Genomic DNA, 24,076 nt, shown 5'->3' with positions numbered 1-24,076 from the left:
CGACTCACCCGGCCCGATCTCGCCACCCAAACGGGCTCGATCGTGCCCGTCCGAACCGATTCGATCTTCGGATGATCGATCGCGTGTCCGAATTGCACGGATTGTTACTCACTAGATCGTGATCATTCTCTAAAGGACGCCGGGGTCGGTGCCGAAGACGACTGTGACCTTGAAAGCAGGGTTCGTCCCCATCCCGCCCCCCAGGAGGCCTGGTGTCCGTTCTCCTCGAGCAGCCCGCAAGCCTGGTCGCCTACCGCCCGAACAAGCCCACCGCCATGGTGGTCGTGGCCGACCCGCGCGTCCGCTCCACCGTCACCCGTCACCTCTGGGCGCTCGGCGTGCGCGATGTCATCGAGGCCTCGTCCGTCGCGGAGGCTCGTCCCCGCATCGGCAACCCCCGCGACATCTGCGTCGCCGACGTCCACCTGCCCGACGGCTCGGGCCTCACCCTCCTGTCGGAGACCCGCGCCGCGGGCTGGCCCAACGGGCTCGCCCTCTCCGCCGCCGACGACATCGGCGCCGTGCGCAACGCCCTCGCGGGCGGCGTCAAGGGCTATGTCGTCACCGGCACCCGCACCAACGTCGGGCTCCCCACCCGGCCCGGTGCCGCCCCCATCGGCGCGGCCGCCGCCCGCCTGCACCGCCGCCCCCCGGGTGCCCCGAGCCACCCGGGCGGCTACCGCGAGCTGTCCGGCCGCGAGGTCGAGGTGCTGCGCCTCGTTGCCGAGGGCCAGTCGAACAAGGCGATCGGCGTCTCCATGGGCCTGTCCGCGCTGACCGTCAAGAGCCACCTCGCCCGCATCGCCCGCAAGCTGGGCACCGGCGACCGCGCCGGCATGGTCGCGGTGGCGCTGCGCACCGGGATCATCCACTGACCCCGCTCGTCCCCCTCCCGTCCCCTCCCCTTCGCGCGCTCCCCCTGTTCCCCTCCCCTTCTCCGTCCGCTCCGACGTGATCAGGACGGGCCGCCGGCCCCGCCCACGTCCCCACCCGGCCGTGAACCCCGTCTTTCCCCGACCTGACCGGTTTACGACCCTCCGGTGCCCGTCGACGGAACGTTCCGTCGGCGGGTGCCGTCCCCGCACGGATACCCTTGACCGGTGACCGACGCCCAAGAAACCGCAGCAGCCAGCTCACTGCGAACCACCGGAGGCGCCCCTCCGGACGACGGCGGATCGACTGCTCCGGGGGCGCCGACACCCTTGCTGGAACCTCGTGAGGGCATTCCGCCCGTGATCGCCGACGAGGCCGCCCTCGCCGAGGCGATCGCCGCCTTCGCCGCCGGCTCCGGCCCCGTCGCCGTCGACGCCGAGCGTGCCTCCGGCTACCGCTACGGCCAGCGGGCCTACCTCGTCCAGCTGCGCCGGCAGGGCGCGGGCACCGCGTTGATCGACCCGGTGGCCTGCCCCGATCTGTCCGCCCTCGGCGAGGCGCTGTCCGGCACCGAGTGGGTGCTGCACGCCGCCACCCAGGATCTGCCCTGTCTGCGTGAGATAGGCATGGTGCCGACCCGGCTGTTCGACACCGAGCTGGCCGGGCGTCTCGCCGGCTTCCCCCGCGTCGGACTGGGCGCGATGGTCGAGAGCGTGCTCGGCTTCGTCCTGGAGAAGGGTCACTCCGCGGTCGACTGGTCCACCCGCCCGCTGCCCGAGCCGTGGCTGCGCTACGCCGCGCTCGACGTCGAGCTCCTCGTCGACCTGCGCGACGCGCTGGAGAAGGAGCTGGACCGGCAGGGGAAGCTGGAGTGGGCCCGGCAGGAGTTCGACGCGATCGCGTCCGCGCCGCCCGCCGAGCCGCGCAAGGATCCCTGGCGCCGGACGTCCGGGATGCACAAGGTGCGGCGCCGCCGGCAGCTGGCCGTCGTGCGGGAGCTGTGGCTCACCCGGGACCGGATCGCGCAGCGGCGCGACGTGTCGCCGGGCAAGGTGCTCTCCGACGCGGCGATCGTCGAGGCGGCGCTGGCCGTCCCGGTGAACGTGCACGCGCTGGCCGCGCTGAACGGGTTCGGGCATCGCGTGGGGCGGCGGCAGCTGGAGCAGTGGCAGGCGGCGGTGGACCGGGCCAGGGCACTGCCCGAGGCGCAGCTGCCGCAGCCGGGGCAACCGGTTGCCGGGCCGCCGCCGCCCCGGGCCTGGGCCGACAAGGACCCCGCGGCCGCGGCGCGGCTGTCGGCCGCCCGGGCCGCGGTCTCCGCGGTGGCCGAGGAGCTGAACATGCCCCAGGAGAACCTGATCGCGCCGGACACCGTGCGCAGAGTCTGCTGGGAGCCGCCGCAGCAGGTGGACGGCGAGTCGGTCACCGCTCTGCTCGCGGCGTACGGGGCACGGGCCTGGCAGGTGGAGTTGGTGGCGCCGGTGCTCGTCGAGGCGCTGTCCGTCAAGGGGGCCTAGGGAAAGGCACCGACCGGGCCCTTGAAGCGGAACCGGGGCATCGAGATCACGCCAAGATCCTGGGACGACAGGGAGAGGAAGGGTCCGGGCTGCCGGTGGCGGCGGAGACGGGGCTGCGGATGTGACGTTCGCCGCTGTGCCCCTGGGGACTGGGCATCAACGTTACTCACAAGTAGCATGAACCTGAGCGCGCGCTCAGCGCTTGCGCGTCGCCGCAGTGCCACCCCGCACCCTGGAGGAGAGCCATCGTGCCTCGTACCGTCAGGGACGTCGTCTTCGTCGACGGCGTCCGCACCCCGTTCGGCAAGGCGGGCCCGAAGGGCATCTACCACGAGACCCGCGCCGACGACCTCGTCGTCAAGGCGATCCGGGAGCTGCTGCGCCGCAACCCCGGTCTCGACCCGAAGAAGATCGACGAGGTGGCCATCGCGGCGACCACGCAGATCGGCGACCAGGGCCTGACCCTCGGCCGCACGGCCGGCATCCTGGCCGGTCTCCCCCAGTCGGTGCCCGGCTACTCCATCGACCGCATGTGCGCCGGCGCCCTGACCGCCGTCACCTCGGTCGCGGGCTCGGTCGCCTTCGGTGCGTACGACATCGCGATCGCCGGCGGTGTCGAGCACATGGGCCGCCACCCGATGGGCGAGGGCGTGGACCCCAACCCGCGCTTCGTCTCCGAGAAGCTGGTCGACGAGTCGGCGCTGTTCATGGGCATGACCGCCGAGAACCTGCACGACCGCTACCCGCAGATCACCAAGCAGCGCGCCGACGAGTACGCGGTGCGCTCGCAGGAGAAGGCCGCCAAGGCGTACGCCAACGGCAAGATCCAGCAGGACCTGGTGCCGATCTCGGTGCGCCGCACCAACGCCGAGGCCGGCGAGACCGGCTGGGGCCTGGTCACCGCCGACGAGCCGATGCGCCCGGGCACCACGCTGGAGAACCTCCAGGGTCTGAAGACGCCGTTCCGCGTCCACGGCCGGGTCACCGCCGGTAACGCGGCCGGTCTGAACGACGGCGCCACCGCGTCCCTGATCGCGTCCGAGGACTTCGCCCGCGAGAACGGCCTGCCGGTCAAGATGCGCCTCGTCTCCTACGCCTTCGCGGGCGTGGAGCCGGAGGTCATGGGCTACGGCCCGATCCCGGCGACCGAGAAGGCGCTCGCGCAGGCGGGTCTGTCCATCTCCGACATCGGCCTGTTCGAGATCAACGAGGCCTTCGCCGTCCAGGTCCTGGCCTTCCTCGACCACTACGGCATCGCGGACGACGACGAGCGCGTCAACCAGTACGGCGGCGCGATCGCCTTCGGTCACCCGCTCGCCTCCTCCGGCGTCCGTCTGATGACGCAGCTGGCCCGCCAGTTCGAGGAGCAGCCGCAGGTCCGCTACGGCCTGACCACCATGTGCGTCGGCTTCGGCATGGGCGCGACGGTCATCTGGGAGAACCCGCACTTCGAGGGGGACAAGTGAGCACCACCGCTGAGCTGCTGAAGAACGCGGCCGAGCTGTTCCCCGACGAGGTCGTGACGCAGGCGCACGTGCGCCACCTCGACCTGCCGTTCGGCGCCGGGCGCTTCGCGCTGATCACGCTGGACAACGGTTTCGACCACACCAAGCCGACCACCTTCGGTCCGGCCTCGCTGGCGAACCTCAACACCGCGATCGACCAGGTCGAGGCGGAGGCCGCGGCCGGTGAGATCGTCGGCGCCGGTATCACCGGCAAGCCGTTCATCTTCGCCGTCGGCGCCGACCTCAAGGGCATGGAGATCCTCAAGGAGTACGACCACGCCCTCGCCATCGGCAAGGGCGGCCACGACGTCTTCAAGCGCCTGTCGGCCCTCGCGGTCCCCACGTTCGCGTACTACAACGGCGCGGCGATGGGCGGTGGCGTCGAGGTCGGTCTGCACTGCACCTACCGGACCGTTTCGAAGGCGCTTCCCGCGTTCTCCCTGCCCGAGGTCTTCCTCGGCCTGGTCCCCGGCTGGGGCGGCTGCACGCTGCTGCCGAACCTGATCGGCGCCGACAAGGCCGTCTCGGTGATCGTCGAGAACAGCCTCAACCAGAACAAGCAGCTCAAGGGCCAGCAGGTCTTCGACCTCGGCATCGCCGACGCGCTGTTCGAGGGCGCCGACTTCCTGGAGCAGTCGCTGCTGTGGACCGCGCGGGTCCTCAAGGGCGACATCGAGGTCGAGCGCCCGGTGATCGACCGCGGTGAGGCCTGGGACCAGGCCGTCGCCCGGGGCCGTTTCATCGCGGACTCCAAGGTGCACGGCGCGGCCCCTGCCGCCTACCGCGCCCTGGACATCATCGACGGCGCCCGCAACGGCGACCTGCAGCAGGGCTACGACGCCGAGGACAAGGCGCTCGCCGACCTGATGCTGAGCGGCGAACTGCGCGCCGGCATCTACGCGTTCAACCTGGTGCAGAAGCGCGGCAAGCGCCCCGCGGGCGCCCCGGACAAGAACCTGGCGCGTCCGGTCACCAAGGTCGGCGTCGTCGGCGCCGGTCTGATGGCCTCCCAGCTCGCGCTGCTGTTCCTGCGCCGTCTGGAGGTGCCGGTCGTGCTGACCGACATCGACCAGGAGCGCGTCGACAAGGGCGTGGGCTATGTGCACGCCGAGATCGACAAGCTGCTCGGCAAGGGCCGGATCAACCAGGACAAGGCCAACCGCCTCAAGGCGCTGGTGACCGGTGTCCTCGACAAGGCCGAGGGCTTCGCGGACGCGGACTTCATCATCGAGGCCGTGTTCGAGGAGATCGGTGTCAAGCAGCAGGTGTTCGCGGAGGTCGAGGCGGTCGCCCCGGCGCACGCGATCCTGGCCACCAACACCTCCTCGCTGTCGGTGACGGAGATGGCGTCGAAGCTGAAGCACCCCGAGCGGGTCGTGGGCTTCCACTTCTTCAACCCGGTCGCGGTCCTCCCGCTGCTGGAGATCGTGCGCGGTGAGGCCACCGACGACGCGTCGCTCGCGACCGCGTTCGCCGTGGCCAAGAAGCTGAAGAAGACCGCGGTTCTGGTCAAGGACGCTCCCGCTTTCGTCGTGAACCGTATCCTCACCCGCTTCATGGGCGAGATCCAGAACGTCATCGACGAGGGCACCCCGGTCGAGGTGGCGGAGAAGGCGGTGGAGCCGCTGGGCCTGCCGATGTCCCCGCTGGTCCTGCTGGAGCTGGTCGGCCCGGCGATCGGTCTGCATGTGTCGGAGACCCTCAACCGGGCGTTCCCGGACCGCTTCACGGTCTCCGAGAACCTCGCGGCGGTCGTCAAGGCGGGCAAGCGCGGCTTCTACGTCTACGACTCCGGCAAGCCGGAGCTGGACCCCGAGGTCGCCGCGCTGCTGAAGCAGGGCGATGTCGTCCTGACCGAGGAGCAGGTCCGTGACCGCGTCCTGGACGCCGTCGCCCAGGAGATCGGGCTCATGCTCGACGAGGGCGTGGTCGCCGAGGCGCAGGACATCGACCTGTGCCTGATCACCGGCGCCGGCTGGCCCTTCCACCTGGGCGGCATCACGCCGTACCTGGACCGTGAGGGCGTGTCGGAGCGGGTGAACGGGAAGCGGTTCCTGGCTCCGGGCGTGGCGTCGGTCTCGGCGTAACGGTCGCAGAACACCAGCGAAGAGGGCCTCCGCGGCGGCGGGGGCCCTCTGCGTTTCGCGCGTTCCTCCGACGCCGACACCGACCCGGCCGGGATCTTCCTCCCGGTTCTCAGACTTCCTGCCAGGCCGTCAGGGCGAGGCCCGGCTCGTCCTTGCGGCGGGTGATCAGGAGGCGGCCGGTCGACGGGGAGAGGCTCGCGGCGACGGTGCGGCCTTCGTGGTCCTCGGCGAGGGCCACCTCGGCGTCGGGCTCCAGCTCGGGCCCGGACTCGGTCCACCAGGCGCCGGCCGCCTCCTCCTCGGTCGGGTAGGCGGCGAAGGCGACCCGGCCGCTCGCCGAGCGCTGGGCGAGCAACGTGCAGTCGTGGCCGTCGAGTTCGCAGCGGATCGCCGCGACGGGGCCGGGCCCGGCCGACGCGACGACGGCCACCGGCTTGCCGCCGGGACGCCAGGCGCACACATCGCCGGAGTCGTCGGTGTAGAAGAGGGTGGTGTGCTCCGGGGAGGTGGCCAGGGCGCGCAGGGTGCCGGGGCGCACCGGCGCCTCCAGCCGCTCCTCCAGTACGGGTATCGTGCCCGGCTCGGCCTGCCGGTAGTAGAGCGCGCCGCCGTCCACGGCCGCGTACGCCTCCACGCAGCCGCTCTCCGCGGTCACCGCGACCGGCGGGCCCTGGGTGCCCTGGCCCTTGAGGTCGCGCCACGGGTCCCAGCCGCCGCGCTCCTTCTGGGCGACCATGCTGAGTCCGGTGCCGAAGTTGCGGACGAAGACATGGGCGCGGCCCTGGGCGTCCACCGCCACGGCCGGGGTGCTGGTGCGGTCGCCCTTCTTGTTGGGGTGGCCGATGGGCGTCCAGTCGAGGGCGGACAGCAGGGCCCGGAAGTGGGCGGAGTGCACCAGGCCGGACTCGCCGGGCACGGTGGGCCGCCAGGACACCAGGTGGCCGTAGCCGTCGACGCCGTGTCCGACGGCGAAGTCCTGCCGCACCTGCTGCTCGCCGCCGACGCGGCGCGGGGCCGCCCAGGCGCCGCCGGGCACCTGCTCCGCCCGGCACAGTACGGCGTCCTGCGACGCCAGATAGACACTGAGCCGCCCATCGCGGCCACGCATGAGCCAGTCGCCGTTCACCCGCTCACTGTATGTCGGCGGGCTCGGGGGACGGACCGTCGGGGCGGGGTTCGGGGACGGCGTACGGGGGCGCCGGGGCGTGCGAGGCTTGGGCGCATGGATGACAGCGTGCCCGAGCTGGTGATCGTCGACGCGGCGAATGTCGTCGGATCGGTGCCCGACGGATGGTGGCGGGACCGGCGGGGGGCCGCGGAGCGGCTGCGGGACCGGCTGGCGGCCGAGGGGGTGCCGGGCCGGCCGGGGGCGGTGGAGATCGTGCTGGTGGTGGAGGGCGCGGCGCGCGGTGTGGGGTCGGTGCCCGGGGTACGGGTGGAGTCGGCGCCGGGCAGCGGTGACGACCGCGTGGTCGAGCTGGTCGCGGACCGGGGTGACCGTCCGTGCCTGGTGGTGACGGCGGATCGGGAACTGCGGCGGCGGGTGGGCGAGCTGGGGGCGGCGGTGGCGGGGCCTCGTACGGTACGAGGATGAGGCGACCGCGCTCGGAACCCCCCACCGGCCCCCCGCCGAACGACGCCTACATGTCCCCCGTCTCCCCCCGGTCGTCCTTGACGACCTGACCCACCGTCGTCTGCTCGCCCCGGGCCAGACGGCTGTGCCTGCGCCCGTACAGGAAGTAGACGACGAACCCGATCACCATCCAGATCCCGAAGCGGAGCCAGGTCTCGGCGGGCAGGTTGAGCATCAGCCAGAGGGACGCGCACACCGAGAGGATCGGGACGACCGGCACCCACGGAGTGCGGAAGGCGCGGTGCAGGTCGGGGCGGGTCCGGCGGAGGATGATCACGCCGATCGCGACGACGACGAAGGCGAAGAGCGTGCCGATGTTCACCAGCTCGGCGAGTTCGCTGAGGCTGGTGAAGCCGGCCAGGATCGCGATGAGCACGCCGAGCAGGATGGTCGGCCGGTGGGGGGTCTTGAACCGAGGGTGGACGTGGGAGAAGAAGCGGGGCAGCAGTCCGTCGCGGCTCATGGCGAAGAAGACCCGGGTCTGGCCCAGCAGCAGGATCATGCAGACCGTGGTCAGGCCGACGGCGGCGCCGAAGCTGATGAAGCCCGCGAACCAGGGGTGCCCGGTGTGCTTGAAGGCGTCGGCGAGCGGCGCGCTCACGGACAGCTTGGTGTAGTGCTCCATCCCGGTGACGACGATCGACACGGCGACGTAGAGGACCGTGCAGATCACCAGGGATCCCAGGATGCCGCGGGGCATGTCCCGCTGCGGGTTCTTGGTCTCCTCGGCGGCCGTGGCGACGACGTCGAAGCCGATGAAGGCGAAGAAGACGACGGACGCGGCGGTGAAGATGCCCATGACGCCGAAGTTGGAGGGTGCCCAGCCGAAGATCAGCTGGATGAGCGGCGACTTGAGGCTGTTGCCCGCCTCGACGGTCTGCGCCTTCGGGATGAAGGGGTCGTAGTTCTCGCCGTGGATGAAGAAGGCACCGGCGATGATCACGGTGAGGACGACGGTCACCTTGACGGCGACGACGAGCGAGGTGACCCGGGCGGAGAGCTTCGTGCCGAGTACGAGGATGCCGGTCAGCACCAGGACGAGGGCGGCGGCGAGGATGTCGAAGCCGAAGCCGTCGGCTCCCTCTCGGCCGCTCAGCGCGTCCGGCAGATGCCAGCCCACGTTGTCCATCAGTGAGGCGATGTAGCCGGACCAGCCGACGGCGACCACCGCCGTACCGAGCGCGAACTCCAGGACGAGGTCCCAGCCGATGATCCAGGCCGGCAGTTCGCCGAGGGAGGCGTAACTGAAGGTGTACGCGGAGCCGGCCACCGGAACGGTGGAGGCGAACTCGGCGTAGCAGAGCGCGGCGAGCGCGCAGGCGACGCCGGCCGCGACGAAGGCCAGGGCGACGGCGGGACCGGCGTTGTTCTTGGCGACCGTGCCGGTGAGGACGAAGATGCCGGTGCCGATGATGACGCCGACGCCGAAGACCGTGAGGTCCAGTGCGGACAGGGATTTCTTGAGCGCGTGCTCGGGTTCCTCGGTGTCGAGGATGGACTGCTCTACCTTCTTCGTCCGGAAGAGGGTGCTGCTCACGGGCGTACCTCCCACGCTGTGTCGTCCTCCGACATGATCGAGAGGGGGCGTGGTACGTATGCCCCGGCACGGGGCCCTTCACGCGAATGGGCCGATTTCACCACTCTCACAGGGGTGAAACCGGCCCATCGGCGGCATGTCGGTCAGTCGCGCGCGGGCTCCACCGAGTCGACCTCGGCGGTCGGGCGGTCGAACCGGCCGTCCAGCTTGGAGACGAGGCCGGTCACCTGGCGGGCGATGTCCGGGGCGGTCAGCCCGATCTCGGCCATCACCTCGGCGCGGGAGGCGTGGTCGAGGAAGCGCGGCGGGATGCCGAAGTCGCGCAGCGGGACGTCGACGCCGGCGTCGCGCAGGGCCTGGGCGACGGCGGAGCCGACGCCGCCGACGCGGGAGTTGTCCTCGACGGTGACGACCACGCGGTGGCGCTCGGCGAGCGGGGCCATGGCCTCGTCGACGGGCTTGACCCAGCGCGGGTCGACGACGGTGGTGGAGATGCCCTGCTTGTCGAGCAGGTCGGCGATCTCCAGGCACATCGGGGCGAGGGCGCCCACCGAGACGAGCAGCACGTCGGGCCGGTCGGTGCCCGGCTCGCGCAGCACGTCCATGCCGCCGACGCGGCCCACGGCCGGCACGGCGGGGCCGACGGCGCCCTTGGAGAACCGTACGACGGTCGGCGCGTCGTCGACGGCGACGGCCTCGCGGAGCTGGGCGCGGACCTGGTCGGCGTCGCGCGGGGCGGCGAGCCGCAGGCCGGGGACGACCTGGAGGATCGACATGTCCCACATGCCGTTGTGGGAGGCACCGTCGGTGCCGGTGACACCGGCCCGGTCCAGGACGAAGGTCACCCCGCACTTGTGGAGGGCGACGTCCATGAGGACCTGGTCGAAGGCGCGGTTGAGGAAGGTGGCGTAGACGGCGAAGACGGGGTGGAGTCCGCCGGTCGCCAGGCCCGCCGCGGAGACGGCGCCGTGCTGCTCCGCGATGCCGACGTCGTAGACCCGCTCGGGGAAGGCCTTGGCGAACTTGTCGAGGCCGACCGGCTGGAGCATGGCGGCGGTGATCGCGACGATGTCCTCGCGTTCCTTGCCGAGGGCGACCATCTCCTCGCCGAAGACGGAGGTCCAGTCCGCGCCGGAGGAGGCGATGGGCAGGCCGGTGTCGGGATGGATCTTGCCGACGGCGTGGAAGCGGTCGGCCTCGTCCTGGAGGGCGGGCTGGTAGCCGCGGCCCTTCTCGGTGAGGCAGTGCACGATCACCGGGCCGCCGAAGCGCTTGGCGCGGGCGAGCGCGGACTCCAGGGCCTCGATGTCGTGGCCGTCGATGGGGCCGACGTACTTCAGGCCGAGGTCCTCGAACATGCCCTGCGGGGCGATGAAGTCCTTCAGGCCCTTCTTGGCGCCGTGCAGGGTCTCGTAGAGCGGCTTGCCGACGACCGGGGTGCGCTCCAGGAGGTCCTTGCCGCGCGCCAGGAACCGCTCGTAGCCGTCGGTGGTGCGCAGGGTGGCGAGGTGGTTGGCGAGGCCGCCGATGGTGGGGGCGTAGGAGCGCTCGTTGTCGTTGACGACGATGACCAGCGGGCGGTCCTTGGCGTCGGCGATGTTGTTGAGCGCCTCCCAGGCCATGCCGCCGGTGAGCGCGCCGTCACCGATGACGGCCACGACGTGGGCGTCGCGTTTGCGCAGCTGGTTGGCCTTGGCGAGGCCGTCGGCCCAGCCGAGCACGGTGGAGGCGTGGCTGTTCTCGATGACGTCGTGCTCGGACTCGGCCTGCGAGGGGTAGCCGGACAGGCCGCCCTTCATCTTCAGCCGGGAGAAGTCCTGGCGGCCGGTGAGCAGCTTGTGCACATAGGACTGGTGGCCGGTGTCCCAGAGGACCTTGTCCTTCGGCGACTCGAAGACGCGGTGCAGGGCGATGGTCAGCTCGACGACGCCGAGGTTGGGGCCGAGGTGGCCGCCGGTCTTGGAGACGGCGTCGACGAGGAAGGTCCGGATCTCCCCTGCCAGCTGGTCCAGCTCCTCCAGGCTGAGCCGGTCCAGATCGCGCGGTCCCGTGATGCGGGTCAGCAGCGGCACCCGTGCCTCCTTGCAGTAAAAGCTGTTCGAGCTGTTGCCGGGCTCGCCCGAGTCTAATGTGGCCCGGTCCGATGACACGACGATGCCCGACACCTTGTGAGTGCCGGGCAACACGTCCGACCCGAAAGGGGCGCGGGGAACTGCGCGACAAGCCACGACGGCGGCCCGGACGCAATCCCACCGCACCCCGTACGGCGAGAGCGCGAGGCTAGGCCCGCCCAGCCGCCTTCTGACTACGACGCGACACCGAGTCGATGACGACCGCACCGAGCAGAACACCACCAGTGATCATGTACTGGATCGAGGTGTTCATGTTCAGCAGGTTGAGACCGGTCGTGATCGACTGGATCACGAGCATGCCGAGCAGGGCGGACCACACGGAACCACGGCCACCGAAGAGGCTCGTACCACCGATGACCGCGGCGGCGATCGCCAGCATCAGGGTGTTGCCGCCACCGGCGCTCAGCGTGGCGGACGCCGTCTGACCGGCGAAGAACATACCGCCGATCGCCGCGAAACCACCGGAGATGGCGAACACGCTGATCCGGACGAACGGCACGCTGATACCGGCACGGCGCGCCGCCTCGATGCCGCCGCCGACCGCGAAGACCTTGCGGCCGTACGTGGTACGACGCAGCACGAAGTCCACGATCACCAGCGCCGCGAGGAAGATCACCAGCGCGTTGGAGACGCCCTGCGCGTTGTTCAGCACGGCGGCCGCGACGAAGGACGCGATCGCCAGCAGACCGACGCGGACGAGGATCTCGCCGGTGGGCCGGAACGGCACACCCGCGGCCTTGCGGCGGCGCTGCTCACCGAAGTTGCCGACGAGCGAGAGCACGACACCGAGGCCGGCCAGCACGTAGGCGCCGATGATCGCCTGGTCCATGAAGAACGAGCTCTGGCCGAGCAGCTTCACCGGGCCCTCGTCGTTCGGGATGTTGATCGTGCCGCTCGAACCGAGCAGCCACAGCATCAGGCCGTTCCAGCCGAGGAAGCCGGCCAGGGTCACGACGAACGCCGGCACACCGACCTTGGCGAAGAACCAGCCGTGCAGGGCGCCGATGGCGATGCCGCTCGCGATCGCGAGGACCAGGGCCAGCCAGACGTTCATGCCGTGTTCGACGACCCAGACGGCGAAGAGGGTGGACGCCAGGCCGCTGACGGAACCGACGGAGAGGTCGATCTCGCCGAGGAGCAGGACGAACACCAGGCCGATGGCCAGCATGCCGGTGGCCGACATGAAGTAGCTGATGTCCGACAGGTTGGCGGCGCTCAGGAAGCGGTCGTTCTTCGCCTGGAAGATGATCCAGATGATGATCAGGCCGATGACGACGGGCAGGGAGCCCAGCTCACCGCCCTTGATCTTGCGCTTGAACTCCGTGATGTAGCCCTTGAAGCCCTCTTCGCGGACCAGCAGACGCGGGTCGACGACGGGGACACCGGCGGCCGTGGGGTCGTCGGCGGGCGCGACGGTGTTCTGGTCCGCGACCGCGCCGTCGGTCTTGCCGACCTTGGCGGAGTCGCCCTTCACGGTCTTCGACGTGTCGCTCACTTTGCCGCCTCCGTGCTGCGACGCCCCGCACGACGGGTCACGGCGTTGTCCGTGGCACCCGTGATCGCGGCGATGATCTCTTCGTGGCTGGTGTCCTTCACGGGGAAGGAGCCGTTGTTCTTGCCCAGGCGCAGGACGGCGACGGTGTCCGCGACCGCCTTGACGTCGGCCATGTTGTGGCTGATCAGGATGACGGCGAGGTTGCGCTCGCGCAGCCGCTCGACCAGGTCGAGGACCTGGGCGGTCTGCTCGACACCGAGGGCGGCGGTGGGCTCGTCGAGGATGACCAGCTTGGGCTCGCCGATCAGGGCGCGCGCGATCGCGACGACCTGGCGCTGACCGCCGGAGAGGCTCGCGATCGGGATGCGCACGCTCGGGATGCGGATGGAGAGCGTGGACAGCAGCTCGCGGGAGTTCTTCTCCATCGTCACCTCGTCGATGACGCCGCGGTGGAGCAGCTCACGTCCGAGGTAGAGGTTGCCGACCACGTCGAGGTTGTCGCACAGGGCGAGGTCCTGGTAGACCGTCGCGACGCCGAGTCCCTGGGCGTCGTGCGGCTTGTTGATGCTGACCTGCTTGCCCTCCCACTCGATGACGCCCTCATCGATGGGGTGGACGCCGGCGATCGTCTTGACCAGCGTCGACTTTCCTGCGCCGTTGTCGCCGACCAGGGCGACGACTTCTCCGGCGTGGACCTCCAGATCGACGTCGGTGAGGGCCTGGACCGCACCGAATCGCTTGGAGACTCCGCGCAACGCCAGCACGGGCGTAGCGGACACGTGAACCATCTCCTTCGCCGCCTGACCGGCGGGGATGCCGCGCTTGGGGTAAGGCGCGGAGGGATGTGCGGGGCGCGTCGGCCGCGGGGGCGGCGACGGTGACGCACAAGGTTTACAGAACGAACATGCGCGAACCCGCTGCACTTGGCAACGGTCTCCATCCGACGCCCGCCCCGCAGCGGGGTGGAAAGGTGGGGCGGGCGTCGGAGGGGTCTCGCGGGGCCGCCGGCGGTCACGGGGACCGCCGGTCGGCGTCGGGTGCCTTACTGCAGGCCGGCGGCCTTGCAGGCGGCGGCGTACTGGGCGGTGCAGATCTGCGCGACGGTGTACAGACCGTCCTTGACGACCGTGTCCTTGATGTTGGCCTTGGTGACCGACACCGGGGTCAGCAGCTGCGAGGGAACCTTGTCACCGGAACCGCTGGTCAGCGTGGTGGAGGTGAGGCTCTTGATGTCCTTGCCCTGGAGCAGGTCGACCGCGATCGTGGCGGCGGCGTCGGCCTCCGGCTTGTAGGCCTTGTAGACCGTTGCGGACTGGGTGCCGGCGACGATCCGCTGGATGGCGGCGAGCTCGGCGTCCTGACCGGTCAGCGGGGTGTTGCTGATACCGGCGCCCTTGAGGGTGTTGGCGATACCACCGGCCATGCCGTCGTTGGCGGAGTAGACACCGGCGATGTTCTTCGCACCCAGCTGGGTGATGGCGGCGGACATCTTCTCCGCGGCGACGGTGTCCTTCCACAGGCCGGACTGCTCGTAGGCGATCTTGACCTTGCCGTCGAGGGTCTTGTGCGCGCCTTCCTTGAACTGGGCGGCGTTCGGGTCGGCGTCGTCACCGTTGATCATGACGACGTTCGCCGACGGGGTGGCCTTGGCGCCCATCGCGTCGAGCAGCGCCTGGCCCTGCAGCTCGCCGACCTTCACGTTGTCGAAGGAGACGTACGCGGAGACCGGACCCTGGGCGAGACGGTCGTACGCGACGACCTTGACGCCCTTGGCCACGGCGGCCTGGATGGAGGACTTGATGGCGGCCGAGTCCTGGGCGGAGATCGCGATGACCTTCACGCCCTTGGTGACCATGGTGCTGACCTGCTGCGCCTGCTTGTTCGCGTCGGCCGCGGCGTTCGCGTACTCGACGGTGCAGTCGGAGCACAGCTCCTTGACCTTGGCCTCGAAGTACGGCTTGTCGAACTTCTCGTACCGGGCCGTGACGCTGTCGGGGAGCAGCAGGCCGATGGACTTGTTGCCGGAGCTGCTGCTGCCGGAGTCGTTGTTGTCCTTGTCGCCCGCCTTGCCGCACGCGGCAATCGACAGGGCCATGGACACGGCGGTGGCGCCGATCACGACTCTACGCATCGTTGCGTTCATTGGGTTGTGCCTCCCTGACAGGGCCGCAACGCTGCGGCCGAGGTGGCTCGAAGTCAACTCGGCCGCAAGTTCGACGTCAAGAAGTAAATACTTAACGAGATGGCAACGGCGTCATTCGTTCTCTAAGTGAAGGCGGGTGCCGCGGTGGACAGGGGCCCCACCCCAGTCCCGTCCAAAAGGGTCGAATCACCCATCTCGCTCAATGCGAGGGCGAGTGCTCCGAGCACCTCCGCGCGACCCCCAAGTGCCCCGGGGAGAACGGAGAGTTGACGTGCCGCGCTGGGGATGGCGTAGCGACCGACGGACTCCCTGATGGGCCCGAGCACCAGTTCACCGGCCTCGGCGAGATCACCGCCCAGGACCACCCGGCTCGGGTTCAGAAGGTTGCAGAGGTTGGCGACTCCACTGCCGATATGGCGGCCGACGTCGGCGATCACCCGACGGCAGCCCGGATCCCCGTCCTTGGCCAGCCGTACGACGCCTTCCATGGTCAGGTCGGTGCCGTGACTGGGCTGGAGCAACGGCAGCACATAGCGTGCGGCCGCGAAGGTCTCCAGGCAGCCCCGGTTCCCGCAGCGGCAGACCGGTCCGGATTCATCAAGTGTAATATGTCCGATTTCTCCCGCAGTGCCACCTGGGCCGCGATAGATCTTCCCGTCGATGACGAGACCGGCGCCGACACCGCTGGCGACCTTGATGTACGCCAGATCGCGCACACCGCGGCCGCTGCCCCAGACCATCTCGCCGAGGGCGCCGAGATTGGCGTCGTTGTCCACATGCACCGGCACGCCCAGGCGTTCACGCAGCTCCTCGGCGGGTCGGGTGCCGATCCAGCCGGGCAGGATGGCCGAGGAGCCGAGGGTTCCGGACTCCAGATCGATGGGCCCGGGCACGCCGAGGCCGACGCCGGCGATCTTCCCGCGATCCACCCCGATGGCTTCCACCAGCCGGGTGACGAGCCGCTCCGCCCGGTCGAAGCCCTGACTGGAGGAGGCGTCGACGTCGAGCGGCTCGGACTCCTCGGCCAGCACCTGGTGGGCGAGGTTGCCGATGGCGACCCGAAGGTGGGTATGGCCGAAATCAACCCCTATGACGATCCCGGCGTCACCGCTGAGGGAGACGGCCCGGGCGCGTCGGCCACCGGCCGATGTGGGCGTGACCTCGACGGTTCCGCCGTCCTTCAGCTCCCGGACGATGTTGGAGACGGTCGCCGCGGACAGGCCGGTGGTCCGGGCGATCTCCGCCTGGGTGAGGGAACCGGCCAGCCGGACGGCTCGTACGACCCGCTCCAGGTTGGCCCGATGCAGCGACGACTGCGACCCCGGAGTCTCCACGACGACCTCCTGCGCGCGGGGCCGCTTCGATGAGACCCCGTCTATGTCCAACTAGTGAACTCTAAGCTGAGCCGTTCGGGTTGCCTCCCGTCAAGAGGTTGAACAGCATCCGCTGGGTCGAACAAGCGCGGGCCGTGAGGTCGCGGTGCGTGGGGAGACGGGTGCGGGGCGTGGTGGAAGGCGGGGTTCCGGGGCGCGGAAGCGTGAGCGGTGTGGGCCGGTGTGATGGGATTTGAGGCTTGTGAGGGCTGCTTGTGATCGGAGCTTGAAGGAACTACTTCAGTGCCCCCGCCGTCAGCCCCGTGACCACCTGCCGCTGGAAGACGATGTACGCGCCCAGCACCGGCAGCATCGCCATCACCAGGCCCGCGAACAGGCCCGACCAGTCGCCCTTGTAGCCCTGGCTCACCGCCAGCTGCACCAGGCCCTGGGTGAGGACGTGCTTGTCCGGGTCGGTGTTCAGGACCGTGGGGAGCATGTACTGGTTCCACTGGCCGAGGAAGTTGAAGATGCCGACGCTGATCAGGCCCGGCTTGGCCATGGGCAGCATGATCTGGAAGAAGGTCCGGGTGTGCGAGGCGCCGTCCACGAACGCGGCCTCCGCGACCGAGGTGGGCAGCGTGCGGAAGAACGCCGTGAGAAAGAACACCGTGAACGGCAGCGAGTACGCGATGTACACCAGGATCAGCCCGTGGATGGTGTTGAGCAGGCCCATGTTGTTCACCACGTAGAACAGCGGGACCAGGGCGAGCATGACCGGGAAGCTCATGCCGCCGACGAAGAGGAAGTAGATGAACCGGTTGCCGGGGAAGTCGAACCGGGCCAGCACATAGGCCGCCATCGAGCCCAGGACCAGCGTGCCGATGAGGGAACCCCCCACCACCAGGACGGTGTTGAGGAAGTAGTCGCTCATGTTGGCGTCGGTCCAGGCCCGCGACCAGTTGTCGAAGTGCAGTTTGTCCGGCAGCGACCAGGGCGAGCCGAAGATCGACGCGTCGTCCTTGAAGGACGTCATCACCGCCCACACCAGCGGCAGCACCACCATGACGGCCCAGATCACCAGCACGCCGTGCGAGAAGACATTGAGGATGCGCCCCTCGCGCCGCCGTCCGCGCGCCGGCCGCTCGGCCGGCGGGCCCACCTTCACGACCGGCGCGCCGGACCCGGCCGGCACCTCGGCGGGGCTCTGCGTCGTCTTCATCCTCAGTACTCCAGCCGCTCGCGACGGCCCAGCCGCAGCACGACCGCGGCGAACGCGAGCGTGACGACGAGGAGGGCGACGCCGATGGTGGTGGCGTAGGCGGCCTGACCGTCCCGGAACGCCTTCTGGTACACGTACAGGGTCATCACCGTGGTCGAGTAGTCGGGGCCGCCCGGCCCGGTCGTCATGATCTGCACGACCGCGAACGACTCGGCGCCCAGGGCGAGGATGCCCATATAGACCCAGCCGGACTGCACGGTGTCCCACAGCAGCGGCAGGGTGAGACGGAAGAACGTGGTGGCGCGGCCGGCCCCGTCCAGCAGGGCCGCCTCGTACAGGTCCGAGGGGATCGACGCCATGCCGGCGGAGAACAGCACGACGAAGAAGCCGACCGACGACCACACCAGCACCGCCATCACGCACCACAGCGCGAGGTTCGGATCGCCCAGCCACAGCGGCTGGACGCCGTCCAGGCCGATGCCCCGCAGGACGGAGTTGATCGCGCCGCTGTCCGGGTTGTAGGCGAAGGCGAACAGCAGCGCGACGATCGCAATCGACAGCACCTGCGGAAAGAAATAGACGATCTTGTAGAAGGACGAGCCCCGCACGCCGGAAATGGCGGGGCCGCCCTTCCTTCTGCGCCCGCCCACATTGATCATGAAGGAGAGGAACAGCGCGAGACCGATCGTCACGAGCGGCAGCACGATCGCGAACATCAAGCTGTGCCGCAAGGACTTCCAGAAGATGTCGTCGTGGAGCATCCGCCGGTAATTGTCCAGGCCGACCATCTTGAATTCGGGGCTCAGACCGGTCCAGTCCGTGAACGAGTAGTAGATGGACTGGATGAAGGGCCAGATCACGAAGAGCGCGTACAGTCCGAGGGGCAGCGCGAGGAACCCCACGATGAACCGGTACTTGCCGTGCTGCATCGCCACTCCGGTGCGTTGCGGAAACGGGTTTCTGCTGCCTACTGGTGCTTGTAGTGCTTGATCGACGTGTCCTTCGCGGCCTCGTCGGCGAATCCCTGGATCTTCTTGATGGCCTCGGCGGGAGTGAGCCGGCCGGCCATCATCTCGCCGAGTCCGGCCACGCCGATCTTCTCCTTCTGCAACTGGACGTACCAGTCCTGGAGACGGGGATTGACCACGTTCTGACCGGCCTTCTCCAGCGCCGCGACGCCGGACTTGAGGCCGGGGGTGAGGGTGATGCCGTCGGTGCCGCCGTTGTACGCGGTGAGCGACTTGACCTTGGCGGTGAAGTTCTTGGAGGACGCCTCGCTGAGCATGATGCGCAGCTGTTCCATGCCGCCCGCCCCGTTGCCGGCCTTGGCCGGTACGACGAAGGGTTCGCCGCCGGAGGCCCAGATGGTGCCGAAGGGCATCTTGTCGGAGCTGTCGATGCCGGTGGGCGCGGAGACGGCGAGGTCGAAGTCGGCGGGGATGACGTTCGCCGACTCGTTCTCCACCCAGGAGCCGTTGGGGATGAACAGGGCCTTGCCCTTGGCCCAGGCGGTCTGCGACTGGATGTGGTCCAGGCCGGGGGTGCCCTGCAGGACGTAGCCCTTGCGGTACAGCTCGTAGTACGCCTCGAAACAGGCCTTGACGGCCGGGTGCCGCCAGGCGTTCGGCTCCAGGTTGTCGATGGCGTCGAGGACTTCGCGGCCGCCCACCTTGCCGATCATCGGGTAGAGCGAGAAGGGCAGGTAGTACGGGTACTTGCCGGCGTAGGTCCAGCCCGCCATGCCCTGCTTCTTGGCCTTGGCGCAGACCGCGAGCATCTGGTCCCAGGTCTGCGGGTACTGCTCGTCGAGCGCGTCCAGGGCCTTCTGCGAGTACCAGACGCCGTACACCGTGTAGGCGTAGTACAGGATCCAGACGGGGGCGCCGTCGAACTGACCCATCTCGACGATGCCGGGGCGCAGCGTGTCGCGGACCTTCTTGTTCGGGTCGTCGTAGGAGGGCGCGTCGAGCAGCGGGGTGAGGTCGGCGAGCTGTTTCTTGCCGACGAGGACGCCCATGTCCATCTGTTCGGCGCCGGAGTTGTCGATGAGGTCGGGCGGGGTGCCCTGGTTGAAGCGGGGCTGGAGCGTGGACTGGATCTTCTGGGTGGCCGAGAACTTCACCTTGGCCTTGGGGAAGGCTCTTTCGTAGATCTTGACGGCGTCCTCGGCGTACTCCTTGCCGAAACCGCCGTCGAACAGGACGAACTCCAGCTGCTCGGTCTCATTCACGGCGAGCGGGTTCTTCGCGGTCTTCTTGCCCGCTTTCGCCTTGTCCTCGTCGCCGCCGCCGCTGCTGGCGCACGCGGACAGAAATCCCGTCGCGGGAACGGAGATCAGGCCGATTGCGGCGGTCCGCTTGATCAGATCGCGGCGGCCGACTCCGGTCGGCCGGGAGTTCTCTGCGGAAGTGGATCCCATGCTCAAGTCCTCGCCTTCTCCAGGACTCAGGCGGTGAACCGGATCCTCCGGGCACCGCGGTCTGGTCAAGCTGGGTCGTGCAGGAAACGCCGACAGGTATAGTCCACTTCCCGCCGACTGGGCAAGATCGAATGCAGGGTTGGCCGCTGGTCTTTTCCGAGTTGAGACCTGCTGGAAATACGGGCGGGGCGCGGGGGCGGGGCCGGAGGAATTCGCGTCATGGGCAGCACATTGCCCACTCAACGTCCTTGACAACCCTCCTCACTTGGCCCCCTACTGTTTCCCGCACCCCGAGCCAGACAACGTTGTCCAGCCAGTGCAGGGAGAGTGCTCGCGCATGCAGCGACGCGGTGGACGGTTCCATGGTTTTCGGGCGGTCGTCGTCACGGCCGCCCTCCTGATGTCCGTCGGCGCGCCGGGGACGGCGGTCGCGGTCGCCCCGCCGCCGCCCGCGCCGTTACCCGCCCGGGCGTTCGCCTCCTCCTTCGAGGCCGGTGAGCCCGCCCCGGACTGGGTGAGCACGGTCGACACGGGCCCCGGCGGGGGAAAGCGGTCCTCGGGTGTCGACGGCGGTTACGGCGGCGGGCTCCCCGGCGATGTCACCGACCGCGTCACGGAGATCCGGGCGAGCGCGGAGAACACGGGCGGCGGCGAGGTGAAGGAGAACCTGCTCGACGGCGAGGCCGGCACCAAGTGGCTGACCTTCGCGCCCACCGGGCGGCTGGAGTTCGACCTGGACGAGCCGGTCGCCCTGGCCTCCTACGCGCTGACCTCCGCCAACGACGCCGCCGAACGCGATCCGGCGGACTGGACGCTGAGCGGCTCGGCGGACGGCTCCGACTGGACCGCCCTCGACACCCGCACCGGGGAAACCTTCGGCGAACGGTTCCAGACCCGGACATACGCCGTGGACGGGCCGGCCGCCTACCGGCACTTCCGGATCGACATCACGAGGAATCACGGCGCCGACCTCCTCCAGCTCGCCGATGTGCGGTTCGGCACCGGCGGCGGGAGCGGTCCGGTGCCGCCCGACATGCTGACGGTCGTCGACCACGGCCCCAGCGGCTCCCCCACCGCGAAGGCGCGGGCCGGCTTCACCGGCCTGAAGGCCCTGCGCTACAGCGGGCGTCACACCGCCACCGGGCGGGCCTACTCGTACAACAAGGTGTTCGACGTCGACGTCCGGGTGGGGGCGCGGACCCGGCTGTCGTACCGGATCTTCCCGGCCATGGCGGACGGTGAGCGCGACTACGCCGCCACACATGTCGCCGTGGACCTGGCCTTCACGGACGGCACCCATCTCAGCGACCTCGGCGCGACCGACGCGCAGGGTTTCCCGCTCACTCCGCGCGGGCAGGGCGCGGCGAAGGTGCTGTACGTCAACCAGTGGAACGACGTGGTCGCGTCGATCGGTCGGGTCGCGGCGGGAAAGACCGTGGACCGGATCCTGCTCGCCTACGACTCCCCCGCCGGACCGGCGCGGTTCCGCGGCTGGGTGGACGACATCGCGCTGCGCCCGGCGGTGCCCGAGCCGGTCCGGGCCCACAAGGCGGACTACGCCCTGACCACGCGCGGAACGCTGTCCAGCGGCGGTTTCTCCCGTGGAAACACGTTTCCGGCGACGGCCGTGCCGCACGGGTTCAACTTCTGGACCCCGGTGACGAACGCGTCCTCGCTGAGCTGGCTGTACGACTACGCGCGGGGGAACGACGAGCGGAACCTGCCGGAGATCCAGGCGTTCGGCGCGAGTCATGAGCCGAGCCCGTGGATGGGCGACCGGCAGACGTTCCAGGTGATGCCGTCCGCCGCGCCGGGCGTCCCGGACACCGGCCGCACGGCGCGAGCGCTGGCCTTCCGGCACGCCGACGAGGTCGCGCGGCCGTACGTCTACGGGGTGCGGTTCGAGAACGGGCTGCGGGCGGAGCTGGCGCCGACGGATCACGCGGCGGCCCTGCGCTTCACCTACCCGGGCGACGACGCCAGCGTGATCTTCGACAATGTCACCGATCAGGCCGGCCTGACCCTCGACACCACGGCCGGCGTCGTGACCGGATACTCCGACGTCAAGTCCGGGCTGTCGACGGGCGCGACCCGGCTCTTCGTATACGGCGAGTTCGACGCGCCGGTGACCGACGGGGCGGTCGACGGCGTCAAGGGCTATCTGCGGTTCGACGCGGGACCCGACCGGACGGTGACGCTGCGGCTGGCGACCTCGCTGATCGGCGTGGACCAGGCGCGGGAGAACCTGCGGCAGGAGATCCCGGAGGGCACGGACTTCGACACGGTGCGGTCCGAGGCCCGGCGGCAGTGGGACCGGCTGCTGGGGAAGGTGGAGGTCGAGGGCGCGAGCACGGACCAGCTGACGACCCTCTACTCCAGCCTCTACCGGCTGTATCTGTATCCCAACTCCGGCTTCGAGAAGGTCGGTTCGGCGTTCCGGTACGCGTCGCCCTTCTCGCCCGCGACGGGTCCGGACACCCCGACGCACACCGGCGCGAACATCGTCGAGGGCAGGGTGTACGTCAACAACGGCTTCTGGGACACCTATCGGACCACCTGGCCCGCCTACAGCCTGCTGACGCCGAGTCAGGCGGGCGTGCTGACGGACGGGTTCGTGCAGCAGTACAAGGACGGCGGCTGGACCTCGCGCTGGTCGTCCCCGGGGTACGCGGATCTGATGACCGGCACCTCGTCGGACGTCGCCTTCGCCGACGCCTACGTCAAGGGCGTCTCCTTCGACGCGAAGGCGGCGTACGAGGCGGCGCTGAAGAACGCGACGGTCGTGCCGCCGTCCTCCGGCGTGGGGCGCAAGGGCATGGCCACCTCACCCTTCCTCGGCTACACGAGCACGGCGACGCACGAGGGCCTGTCGTGGGCGCTGGAGGGATACCTCAACGACTACGGGATCGCCCGGATGGGTCAGGCCCTGTACCGGAGAACGGGCGAGAAACGCTATGCGGAGGAGTCGGCGTACTTCCTCGACCGCGCGCGGGGGTACGTCCGTCTCTTCGACCCGCGGGCCGGCTTCTTCCAGGGCCGCGACGAGAAGGGCGGATGGCGGGTGCCGTCGTCCTCCTACGACCCTCGGGTGTGGGGGTACGACTACACGGAGACGAACGGCTGGGGCTACGCCTTCACCGCCCCGCAGGACAGCCGCGGCCTCGCGAACCTCTACGGCGGCCGGGCCGGCCTCGCGCGGAAACTCGACGCCTTCTTCGCGACGCCCGAAACCGCCTCCCCCGAGTTCGCCGGATCCTACGGCGGGGTCATCCACGAGATGACGGAGGCGCGGGACGTCCGGATGGGCATGTACGGGCACTCCAACCAGGTCGCGCACCACACGATCTACCTGTACGACGCGGCGGGGCAGCCCTGGAAGGCGCAGGCGAAGGTCCGCGAGGTGCTGTCCCGGCTCTACGTCGGCAGCGCGATCGGCCAGGGCTACCACGGCGACGAGGACAACGGCGAGCAGTCGGCCTGGTACCTGTTCTCCGCCCTCGGCTTCTACCCGCTGGTGACGGGCAGCGGCGACTACGCCGTCGGCTCACCGCTGTTCACCAAGGCGACCGTCCATCTGGACAACGGCCGCGACCTGGTGATCAAGGCGCCGAACAACAGCGCACGGAACGTCTACGTGCAGGGTCTGAAGGTCGACGGCAGGCCCTGGACATCGACCTCCCTGCCGCACGCGCTGCTGGCGAAGGGGGCGACGCTGGAGTTCGCGATGGGCCCGCGGCCGTCCGCCTGGGGCACCGGAAAGAACGCGGCACCGGTGTCGATCACCCAGGACGAGAAGGTGCCGAACCCGCGCACCGACCGGCTGCGGGGCGAGGGAGCCCTGTCCGACAACACCTCCGCCACCTCCTCCCGGGTGACCACCACGGCCCTCCCGGTCACCGCGGCCACCCGGGCCGTCCAGTACACGCTGACCTCGGCCGGCCGCGCCGACGCCCCCACGGGCTGGGTGCTGCAGGGCTCGGCGGACGGCCGCACCTGGACCGATCTGGACCGGCGCGCCGGGGAGTCCTTCTCGTGGGACCGCCAGACCCGCCCCTTCACCGTCGCGCGGCCGGGCACGTACGCGCGGTACCGCCTGGTCCTGGATCGCCAATCCACCCTGGCGGAGGTGGAGTTGTTGTCCTGATCCGATGTCCGGCGGGCGACACCGTCTGTCCCGCGCGTCACCCGTGACCCAGAATG

The 24,076-nt window shown here is 69.8% G+C and carries 16 protein-coding genes; 6 read left to right on the top strand and 10 right to left on the bottom strand.

The annotated features are described in order from the left end of the window. Nucleotides 1-212 precede the first annotated feature (212 nt). From ACZ5NW_RS00995 to ACZ5NW_RS00980, 4 genes are all read left to right on the top strand, one after another. Entirely contained in the window at nucleotides 213-875 is a 663-nt protein-coding gene (locus tag ACZ5NW_RS00995) for a response regulator transcription factor (RefSeq protein WP_003972894.1), read from the top strand. Between the two features lie 225 nt (nucleotides 876-1,100). Next, nucleotides 1,101-2,390 carry a ribonuclease D gene (locus ACZ5NW_RS00990; RefSeq protein WP_468741557.1) on the top strand — a complete coding sequence of 430 codons (1,290 nt, stop codon included), beginning with the start codon at nucleotides 1,101-1,103 and terminating at the stop codon, nucleotides 2,388-2,390. A gap of 248 nt (nucleotides 2,391-2,638) precedes the next feature. Further along, a complete protein-coding gene (locus ACZ5NW_RS00985; RefSeq protein WP_468741556.1) occupies nucleotides 2,639-3,856 on the top strand; it encodes a thiolase family protein in 1,218 nt (405 codons plus the stop codon). Further along, nucleotides 3,853-5,982: a 3-hydroxyacyl-CoA dehydrogenase NAD-binding domain-containing protein gene (locus ACZ5NW_RS00980; protein ID WP_468741555.1), complete on the top strand. Its 2,130-nt coding sequence runs from the start codon at nucleotides 3,853-3,855 to the stop codon at nucleotides 5,980-5,982. The genes ACZ5NW_RS00985 and ACZ5NW_RS00980 overlap by 4 nt, the downstream gene beginning before the upstream one ends. A 109-nt stretch (nucleotides 5,983-6,091) precedes the next feature. Here the strand turns inward: ACZ5NW_RS00980 and ACZ5NW_RS00975 are convergent, their stop codons facing one another. After that, on the bottom strand, nucleotides 6,092-7,108 hold the full coding sequence (locus tag ACZ5NW_RS00975) for a DUF8189 domain-containing protein (protein WP_468741554.1): 1,017 nt from the start codon (nucleotides 7,106-7,108) through the stop codon (nucleotides 6,092-6,094). A 96-nt stretch (nucleotides 7,109-7,204) separates the two neighbouring features. On the opposite strand from ACZ5NW_RS00975, the gene ACZ5NW_RS00970 reads away from it, so the two are divergent. Then, entirely contained in the window at nucleotides 7,205-7,576 is a 372-nt protein-coding gene (locus ACZ5NW_RS00970; RefSeq protein WP_468741553.1) for an NTP pyrophosphohydrolase, read from the top strand. Nucleotides 7,577-7,622: 46 nt separating this feature from the next. Here ACZ5NW_RS00970 and ACZ5NW_RS00965 read toward each other — a convergent pair whose 3' ends face one another. From ACZ5NW_RS00965 to ngcE, 9 genes are all read right to left on the bottom strand, one after another. Beyond that, nucleotides 7,623-9,152, bottom strand: coding sequence for an amino acid permease (locus ACZ5NW_RS00965; protein WP_468741552.1), 1,530 nt, complete (start codon nucleotides 9,150-9,152; stop codon nucleotides 7,623-7,625). A 143-nt stretch (nucleotides 9,153-9,295) separates the two neighbouring features. Then, the gene (dxs, locus tag ACZ5NW_RS00960; protein WP_468741551.1) at nucleotides 9,296-11,224 is read right to left on the bottom strand and encodes a 1-deoxy-D-xylulose-5-phosphate synthase; all 1,929 of its coding nucleotides are present in this window, start codon (nucleotides 11,222-11,224) and stop codon (nucleotides 9,296-9,298) included. A gap of 208 nt (nucleotides 11,225-11,432) precedes the next feature. Then, the gene (locus ACZ5NW_RS00955) at nucleotides 11,433-12,779 is read right to left on the bottom strand and encodes a sugar ABC transporter permease (protein ID WP_468741550.1); all 1,347 of its coding nucleotides are present in this window, start codon (nucleotides 12,777-12,779) and stop codon (nucleotides 11,433-11,435) included. After that, nucleotides 12,776-13,567, bottom strand: coding sequence for an ATP-binding cassette domain-containing protein (locus ACZ5NW_RS00950; protein WP_468741549.1), 792 nt, complete (start codon nucleotides 13,565-13,567; stop codon nucleotides 12,776-12,778). Before ACZ5NW_RS00950 ends, ACZ5NW_RS00955 begins: the two co-directional genes overlap by 4 nt. 254 nt (nucleotides 13,568-13,821) lie before the next feature. Continuing rightward, complete coding sequence (locus tag ACZ5NW_RS00945; protein WP_468741548.1) at nucleotides 13,822-14,910, bottom strand: sugar ABC transporter substrate-binding protein; 1,089 nt, start codon at nucleotides 14,908-14,910, stop codon at nucleotides 13,822-13,824. Nucleotides 14,911-15,044: 134 nt separating this feature from the next. After that, nucleotides 15,045-16,256, bottom strand: a complete 1,212-nt coding sequence (locus tag ACZ5NW_RS00940) for an ROK family transcriptional regulator (protein ID WP_468741547.1) — start codon at nucleotides 16,254-16,256, stop codon at nucleotides 15,045-15,047. A gap of 274 nt (nucleotides 16,257-16,530) precedes the next feature. Beyond that, nucleotides 16,531-17,457 carry a carbohydrate ABC transporter permease gene (locus ACZ5NW_RS00935; protein ID WP_468741546.1) on the bottom strand — a complete coding sequence of 309 codons (927 nt, stop codon included), beginning with the start codon at nucleotides 17,455-17,457 and terminating at the stop codon, nucleotides 16,531-16,533. 2 nt (nucleotides 17,458-17,459) lie between these two features. Continuing rightward, a complete protein-coding gene (locus ACZ5NW_RS00930; RefSeq protein ID WP_468741545.1) occupies nucleotides 17,460-18,386 on the bottom strand; it encodes a carbohydrate ABC transporter permease in 927 nt (308 codons plus the stop codon). Between the two features lie 38 nt (nucleotides 18,387-18,424). Then, on the bottom strand, nucleotides 18,425-19,876 hold the full coding sequence (ngcE, locus tag ACZ5NW_RS00925) for an N-acetylglucosamine/diacetylchitobiose ABC transporter substrate-binding protein (RefSeq protein WP_468741544.1): 1,452 nt from the start codon (nucleotides 19,874-19,876) through the stop codon (nucleotides 18,425-18,427). Nucleotides 19,877-20,213: 337 nt separating this feature from the next. Here ngcE and ACZ5NW_RS00920 point away from each other — a divergent pair, with 337 nt between their 5' ends. Beyond that, the gene (locus tag ACZ5NW_RS00920; protein ID WP_468741543.1) at nucleotides 20,214-24,020 is read left to right on the top strand and encodes a GH92 family glycosyl hydrolase; all 3,807 of its coding nucleotides are present in this window, start codon (nucleotides 20,214-20,216) and stop codon (nucleotides 24,018-24,020) included. Nucleotides 24,021-24,076 lie beyond the last annotated feature (56 nt).

Source organism: Streptomyces sp. NPDC032126 (assembly GCF_055580085.1).
The sequence above is the reverse complement of the archived record's forward strand: the minus strand, read 5'-3'. Positions and strand labels throughout refer to the sequence as shown.